This is a genomic window from Pseudomonas sp. K5002 (genome assembly GCF_013386655.1).
Lineage (GTDB): Bacteria > Pseudomonadota > Gammaproteobacteria > Pseudomonadales > Pseudomonadaceae > Aquipseudomonas.
On sequence record NZ_JACARK010000225.1, the window covers coordinates 1 to 374 of the forward strand.

Annotated in this window: 2 tRNA genes; both read left to right on the top strand. The window is 50.5% G+C overall.

The window, feature by feature from the left end:
* The first annotated feature begins 113 nt into the window (after positions 1–113).
* Positions 114–190, top strand: a tRNA-Ile gene (locus HX846_RS12245).
* A 30-nt stretch (positions 191–220) separates the two neighbouring features.
* Positions 221–296 (top strand) — tRNA-Ala (locus tag HX846_RS12250).
* The last annotated feature ends 78 nt before the right edge of the window (positions 297–374 follow it).

A 374-nucleotide genomic window follows, 5' to 3' on the forward strand; every position in this document is an offset into this window, starting at 1 on the left:
TGGGGAACCTGCGGCTGGATCACCTCCTTAATCGACGACATCAGCTGCTCCATAAGTTCCCACACGAATTGCTTGATTCATTGAAGAAGACGATAAAGAAGCAGCCCGAAATTGGGTCTGTAGCTCAGTTGGTTAGAGCGCACCCCTGATAAGGGTGAGGTCGGCAGTTCGAATCTGCCCAGACCCACCAATTTTGTGTGGGAAACGCCTGTAGAAATACGGGGCCATAGCTCAGCTGGGAGAGCGCCTGCCTTGCACGCAGGAGGTCAACGGTTCGATCCCGTTTGGCTCCACCACTACTGCTTCTGTCTTGAAAGCTTAGAAATGAGCATTCCATCGATGTGATGGTGAATGTTGATTTCTAGTCTTTGATT